This window comes from Xenorhabdus bovienii (genome assembly GCF_024721015.1).
In the GTDB taxonomy this organism is placed as follows: domain Bacteria; phylum Pseudomonadota; class Gammaproteobacteria; order Enterobacterales; family Enterobacteriaceae; genus Xenorhabdus; species Xenorhabdus bovienii.
Genome location: NZ_JANAIF010000398.1, coordinates 1 through 280, shown reverse-complemented (window position 1 = coordinate 280; position 280 = coordinate 1). Strand labels below are relative to the sequence as shown.

Below are 280 nucleotides of genomic sequence, written 5' to 3'. Positions count from 1 at the left end.
GATTTCCCTGAGAGCTACATTCCCTAACCAGCAGGGTCTGCTGCGCTCAGGCAATACCGGCAAGATCAGGATCAGCCTTGAGCATAACGATGCCATTGCAATCCCTCAGTCGTCAACTGTAGAAGTACAGGATAAGATCTTTGTTTTTAAAGTTGATGCTGCCAATAAAGTTACCAGAACGCCAATCACGGTTTCCGGCGCAAGCGGTACCAATTACCTCGTTGCTGAGGGGCTGAAATCAGGCGACAGAATTGTATTTGATGGTATCGACAAATTGAAA

1 protein-coding gene is annotated in these 280 nt (G+C 46.8%); it reads left to right on the top strand.

What is annotated here, in order from left to right; all coding sequences use genetic code 11:
• Window positions 1-280: efflux RND transporter periplasmic adaptor subunit (locus NXS07_RS22675; RefSeq protein WP_498063307.1), on the top strand; the 280-nt coding region annotated here is incomplete at both ends.